Genomic DNA, 5445 nt, shown 5'->3' on the forward strand with positions numbered 1-5445 from the left:
CGCGTGCCGGATGAACATCGTCATCTCGGGCGGTACGGGTTCGGGTAAGACGACCATGCTCAACGCCCTCTCCAAGATGATCGACCCGGGCGAGCGCGTGCTGACCATCGAGGACGCGGCGGAACTTCGCCTGCAGCAGCCGCACTGGCTGCCGCTCGAAACCCGCCCGCCCAACCTCGAAGGTCAGGGCGCGATCACCATCGGTGACCTTGTGAAGAACGCGCTGCGTATGCGTCCTGACCGCATCATTCTCGGGGAAATCCGCGGCGCGGAGTGTTTCGACCTCCTCGCGGCGATGAACACCGGCCACGACGGCTCGATGTGTACGCTCCACGCCAACAGCCCGCGCGAATGCCTTGGCCGTATGGAAAACATGATCCTGATGGGCGACATCAAGATCCCCAAGGAGGCCATCAGCCGCCAGATCGCCGAATCCGTCGACCTGATCGTGCAGGTGAAGCGCCTTCGCGACGGTTCGCGCCGCACCACCAACATCACCGAGGTGATCGGGATGGAAGGCGACGTGATCGTGACGCAGGAATTGTTCAAGTTCGAGTATCTCGACGAGAGCGAGGACGGCAAGATTCTCGGCGAATTCCGCCCCTCGGGCCTGCGCCCCTACACGCTGGAAAAGGCGCGCCAGTTCGGGTTTGACCAGGCGTATTTGGAGGCCTGTCTTTAAGGCAGGCGATCCGGGCCCTCCGGCCCGGATCTGCGGCCTAGCCGGCCGGCGGCCGGTTGGCCTTGCGACGCCTGCGGCGCTGTTGTGCGGGGCAGGCAGCCTACCCCTTCAGCATCGCCGGGAGCGCCATTGCCAGCAGCCCCGCGCCAAGCATCGCGCTCAGCAGGAACAGCCCGGTCCACGGCACCCAGCCGACCTGCTCGAGCCGGGCGAGGTTGCGCGTCCGGGTGCGGCGCCATTCCATCAGGCTCGCGAACACCGCGAACACCAGGCACGCGCCGCCTGCCCACGCGACCTGCGCGGCATCGCTCAGCAGTTCGAATTGCGCCACGAGGTCCACGCCGCGCCATTTAGGCGCGCGTGCGGCTTGCGCAATCCCTGACGCTCGGCCAAGCCCGCTGGCAATGGATGGCTCGATCGCCCGCCCCCGCCCCCTGCTCGCGCTCGGCCTGCGCCTGTGCGCCGCCTTCGCGCTGGCGACGATGGCGATGCTGGTGAAGCTTGCAGGGTCACGCGGCGCACATCTGGTCGAGTTGATCTTCTGGCGGCAGGCGCTGACCGCTACGCTGGTGGGCGTGGGTCTGGCCGCAACCGGCAGCCTGCGGCTGCTGAAAACCGAGCGCCTCAAATCGCACACTATTCGTTCGGCCACCGGCCTGTTCGGGATGTTCTTCACCTATGGCGCGGTGCTGCTGCTACCGCTCGCCGAGGCGACCACGCTGGGCTTTACCGCGCCGATCTTCGCCGTGCTGATCGCAATGATCCTGTTTCGCGAGCGGATCGGCCCCTATCGCTGGAGCGCGGTCGCGATGGGCTTTGCAGGGGTGCTGGTGGTGATGCAGCCGGGCAGCGGCGATCACCACGGGGTCACGATGCTGGGCGTCGCGGTCGGCCTGATGGCGCCGCTGATGGTGACGTTCATCAGTTTCCAGATCCAGGACCTCAACAAGACGGAAAGCCCGTGGAGCATCGTCTTCTGGTTCGCCGTTCTGAGCGCCCCGGTGGTGGGCCTGCTGCTTCCCTTCGTCATCAAGGCGCACGATCCGGCGACGTGGTTTTTGATCCTCGCCATGGCGCTGGTAGGAGCGGCGGCGCAGATCCTGCTGACGACCGCGCTGCGCTTCGGCTCGGCGGCGGTGATCCTGCTGATGGATTACACCGCGCTGCTGTGGGCAAGCTTCTACGGATATTACGTTTTCGACCGCGCCGCGCCGGCCAGTCTGTGGCTCGGCGCGCCGCTGATCATCGGCGCGGGCCTGCTGATTGCGTGGCGCGAGCGGCAGCTTGCCCGATCCCGGGTGCATTCCGGCGAATAGCATGGACCTTTGGGCGGCTCTGGCCGGTAAGCTACGGACAGACCACCTTTCGAGGAACACCCGCATGACCACTCGCACCCGTCTCACCGCCATCGCGCTCGCCGCGATCACGCTTGCCACCGCCGCCTGCAACACCGTCGAGGGTGCGGGCGAGGACCTGCAATCGGCTTCGCGCGAGGTGAAGGAGGAAATCTGACCCTTTCCGCCCCGCGCGGACGGCATTTTGCCGCAAAGTCAGGAAATTTTCAGGATTGGGCGGCTTTGATCAGCGGGAAACCGCCGATTGGAGCCGCTCGATGATCCGCACCCTGTTTGCCGCCGCCACACTCGCCGCCCTCGCGCTGACCAGCGCCGGGTGCAACACCGTTGAGGGCGTGGGCGAGGACATCAAGTCCGTAGGCCGCGCGGGCAAGCGCGCGATTGATTGATCCGCACGCCTAGATCGGGCGGAAAACAAGGCTCAAGTTATTGGCAGGCATGGAGTGGCGCGCGCTGCGGGCAAGCCCGTGGGCAGCCGCCAGGCTGTCCAGATCTTCGGCACGCCTGATACCCCACTCCCTATCCCGCGCCCGCAGGCTCTCGTCAAAGGCGAGATTAGAGGCAGCCGTCTCCACCCCGTCTTCGAGAAACGGCCCGTAGACAATCAGCGGCCCGCCCCCGCTGCCCAACAAACGGGCAGCCCCCCGGAAAAGCCCTTGGGTCGCGGCCCAGGGGCTGATGTGGATCATGTTGATGCACAATATTGCGGCAGCCTCGGCAACCGGCCACCTATCGGGCGCTGCCGCATCGAGCATCAGTGGCGCGGACAAGTTCGTGCCCGGATAGTCCGCGCGGTATTCCGCGATCGAGGCCAGCGCCTCGGGTGCGGGATCGGTGGGCAGCCATGCGAGCGCACCGAAACGCTGAGCGAAGAACACCGCGTGCTCGCCCGAACCTGCCGCGATTTCGAGCACCGTGCCGGACGCCGGCAATTCGCGCGCGAGCACCTCGGCAATCGCTTCGCGGTTCCTGAGGGCCGCTGGCGCGTGGCGTTTGGCGCTCACGAGAGCACCTTCACGAGATTTGGCGCTCCTGCCCTTCCCAATAGGGCGCGCGCAGTTCGCGGCGCAGGATCTTGCCGCTGGCGTTTCTCGGCATGACGGGGATCACATCAACGCTCTTGGGCGCCTTGAAGGCGGCGATCCGCTCGCGCGCCCAGGCGATCACCTCAGCCGCGTCGACCTCCATCACCGGCTTGGCGACGACGCAGGCCTTGACCTCCTCGCCCCACTTGGCGCTCGGCACGCCGATCACAGCGACCTCGGCAATCGCGGGGTGGCCATAGATCGCGCTCTCCACTTCTGCCGGATAGACGTTCTCGCCGCCCGAGATGATCATGTCCTTGATGCGGTCCTGGATGTAAACGTAGCCGTCCGCGTCCATCACGCCCGCGTCGCCGGTGTGGAGCCAGCCGTCGGCATCGATGGTGCTGGCGGTCGCCTCGGGCAGCTTCCAGTAGCCCGCGGTGTTGGAGGGCGAGCGGATGCACACCTCGCCGATGTCCCCGCGCGGCACCTCGACATTGTCGGGCCCACGCACCGCGATTGCGACCCCGGGCAGCGCCTTGCCGGCCGAGCGCATCCGCTGGTTGCCTTCGAGGCTGTGGTCCTCAGGCGGCAGGATCGAGACCGTGCCGGTTGTCTCGGTCATGCCGTAAGCCTGCAGAAACTGTGTGTTCGGCATGGTCTGCACCGCCTGCTTGAGCAGCTCGAGCGGCATCGGCGCGGCGCCATAGATGAGATAGCGCAGGTTCGAGAAATCGGTGCTGGCCGCCTGCGGGTGCTGGATCACCATCTGCAGCGCGGCTGGCACGAGGAACATGTGGGTCGTCCCCGCCTCGATCGCCGCGAGCACGCCGGCGGGGGTGAATTCGGCCTCGAAACGGCAGCGGATGCCTGCCAGCATGGCGAGGCTGAAGGTGCCCGTGCCGCCGATATGCGCGATCGGCATCGCCACCATCATGCAATCGCCCGCACGGTAATCGGTGTAATAGGTCAGCCCGGCGGCAATCCCTTCGACCCTGAGCCGGGTGAGATTGGCGTTGGACAGCAGCACGCCCTTGGGGTGGCCAGTGGTGCCGCTGGTATAGAGCTGGAGCATCGGATCATCCGCGCCGCAGGGCGTGAACGGCGCCGCATCGCAGGCGCGCGCCTCGGCCAGCATCGCCGCATCGCCCAGCAGTGCGGGCGGGCTCGCAAGCTCGGCCATTGCCGCCGCCGCAAGCTCCATGAAGTCGGGCGCGGCGACCAGCAGCTTGGCCTCGGTATCGCCGAGAATATAGGCGATCTCGCGCGCGGCGAGCCGCCAGCCGATCGGTGCGATCACGATGCCTGCGCGCGCGCAGGCGCAATAGAGCAGGCCATAGCTCGCCGCATTCTTGCCCAGAAACGCCACACGGTCGCCCGCACCTACGCCGCGCCCGGCCAGCCAGGCGATGATCTGCCGCGACAGCCGGTCGACCTCGCCATAGGTGAAGGCCAGCCCCCCACCCTCGATCGCGGGCGCATCGGGCTGCTCGGCGGCCCAGTGGTCGAGGATTTCGTCGAGGGTCAGGAACTGGTGCTGCGCGATCTGTGCCATGCTGGTGTCTCTCTCCCGGGGGGCATGTTTTTGCCCGAGAGATTAGCCTCGCAGCGCGCGCCGTCCAGCAGCGAATTTCAGCGAAAACGCCCCTGCCGCCGCGCCGCGGGCTCGCGGGCGATCAGCCAGATGCCGAGGCCGATCGGCCCGGCGAGGAAGGTCGCGAGCAGAATCGGCGCCTGAAGAAACCGCGAGACGCCCTTGGCGTCGGCATCGCGCGCGATCCACAGCCCGGCGAACAGATCGAAGGCGAGGTAATGCGTCCAGCCAATCGTCACCCCGCCGTCGCTGGCAAAGATCGAGCGGATGCCGAGGATAGTGGTGAAATCAGCCCCGCCCCCGCCAGGATTGGGAATGAGGCCGCTCACCACGCCGATCAGCCCGCATGCGTAAACGAGGCACAGCAGGCCGACTCCGAGATAGAGGATCGCCGAGAGCAGCGCGGGCCAGCGCGGGAGCAGGATCAGCGCGGTCCAGGCGGTCATCGCCAGCAGGTTCACGAAGTTGAACACCAGCGCCCAGTCCATCAGCCTGCCTCCTCCTCATGTGCCGCCGACTTGCGCCATTCGCGCGCGGCGCGGCGCATGGCCTCGTTGTCGTGGGTGAAGCGCCCGCCGGCGCGGCGCAGCGCAAGGCCGAGCGCGGCCTCGGCGACGAGCCCGGCATCGATCGAGCGGTATTGCTCCCACTTGCCCGACAGCAGCGGGTCGATCAGCGGCGCGGCGATCAGCGCGGCGCGCTCGGCGAAGCGCAGGTTGCCCTCGCGCTGCCCCCGGAGCAGGCCGGGGTGGAGGATGTCGAGCCGCTTGAAGCCGATCCGGCTCACCG

General features: G+C 67.3%; 8 protein-coding genes and 1 pseudogene. 4 read left to right on the forward strand and 5 right to left on the reverse strand.

Annotated features, from left to right (window positions below):
- Positions 1–682: ATPase, T2SS/T4P/T4SS family (locus NBV68_RS17280; protein ID WP_296312233.1), on the forward strand; the 682-nt coding region annotated here is incomplete at its 5' end.
- A gap of 100 nt (positions 683–782) precedes the next feature.
- Here NBV68_RS17280 and NBV68_RS17285 read toward each other — a convergent pair.
- Positions 783–1022, reverse strand: a complete 240-nt coding sequence (locus NBV68_RS17285; protein WP_296312234.1) for a hypothetical protein — start codon at positions 1020–1022, stop codon at positions 783–785.
- A 64-nt stretch (positions 1023–1086) separates the two neighbouring features.
- Here NBV68_RS17285 and NBV68_RS17290 point away from each other — a divergent pair, with 64 nt between their 5' ends.
- From NBV68_RS17290 to NBV68_RS17300, 3 genes are all read left to right on the forward strand, one after another.
- Positions 1087–1998, forward strand: a complete 912-nt coding sequence (locus NBV68_RS17290) for a DMT family transporter (RefSeq protein WP_296312237.1) — start codon at positions 1087–1089, stop codon at positions 1996–1998.
- A 64-nt stretch (positions 1999–2062) separates the two neighbouring features.
- Complete coding sequence (locus NBV68_RS17295; protein ID WP_296312239.1) at positions 2063–2194, forward strand: hypothetical protein; 132 nt, start codon at positions 2063–2065, stop codon at positions 2192–2194.
- 100 nt (positions 2195–2294) lie between these two features.
- Positions 2295–2426, forward strand: coding sequence for an entericidin A/B family lipoprotein (locus NBV68_RS17300; protein WP_296312242.1), 132 nt, complete (start codon positions 2295–2297; stop codon positions 2424–2426).
- 9 nt (positions 2427–2435) lie between these two features.
- On the opposite strand, the gene NBV68_RS17305 is transcribed toward NBV68_RS17300, so the two are convergent.
- The 4 genes and pseudogenes from NBV68_RS17305 to NBV68_RS17320 all read right to left on the reverse strand — a co-directional run.
- Positions 2436–3041 (reverse strand): DUF938 domain-containing protein, encoded by a 606-nt coding sequence (locus NBV68_RS17305; RefSeq protein ID WP_296312245.1) that lies wholly within the window; start codon positions 3039–3041, stop codon positions 2436–2438.
- A gap of 10 nt (positions 3042–3051) precedes the next feature.
- Complete coding sequence (locus NBV68_RS17310; RefSeq protein ID WP_296312247.1) at positions 3052–4617, reverse strand: long-chain-fatty-acid--CoA ligase; 1566 nt, start codon at positions 4615–4617, stop codon at positions 3052–3054.
- Positions 4618–4694: 77 nt separating this feature from the next.
- Entirely contained in the window at positions 4695–5144 is a 450-nt protein-coding gene (locus NBV68_RS17315) for an ABA4-like family protein (protein WP_296312249.1), read from the reverse strand.
- A pseudogene (locus tag NBV68_RS17320) lies at positions 5144–5445 on the reverse strand (nucleoside-diphosphate sugar epimerase); the annotation flags it as partial. The pseudogene NBV68_RS17320 and the gene NBV68_RS17315, both read right to left, overlap by 1 nt.

The sequence above is a fragment of the Erythrobacter sp. genome, assembly GCF_023653175.1.
Classification (GTDB): domain Bacteria; phylum Pseudomonadota; class Alphaproteobacteria; order Sphingomonadales; family Sphingomonadaceae; genus Erythrobacter.

Bases quoted from the DNA above. Each gene is read 5' to 3' on its own strand.
- NBV68_RS17290 (WP_296312237.1), top strand. From the start codon at position 1,087: ATGGATGGCTCGATCGCCCGCCCCCGCCCCCTGCTCGCGCTCGGCCTG.
- NBV68_RS17295 (WP_296312239.1), top strand. From the start codon at position 2,063: ATGACCACTCGCACCCGTCTCACCGCCATCGCGCTCGCCGCGATCACG.
- NBV68_RS17300 (WP_296312242.1), top strand. From the start codon at position 2,295: ATGATCCGCACCCTGTTTGCCGCCGCCACACTCGCCGCCCTCGCGCTG.
- NBV68_RS17310 (WP_296312247.1), bottom strand. From the start codon at position 4,617: ATGGCACAGATCGCGCAGCACCAGTTCCTGACCCTCGACGAAATCCTC.
- NBV68_RS17315 (WP_296312249.1), bottom strand. From the start codon at position 5,144: ATGGACTGGGCGCTGGTGTTCAACTTCGTGAACCTGCTGGCGATGACC.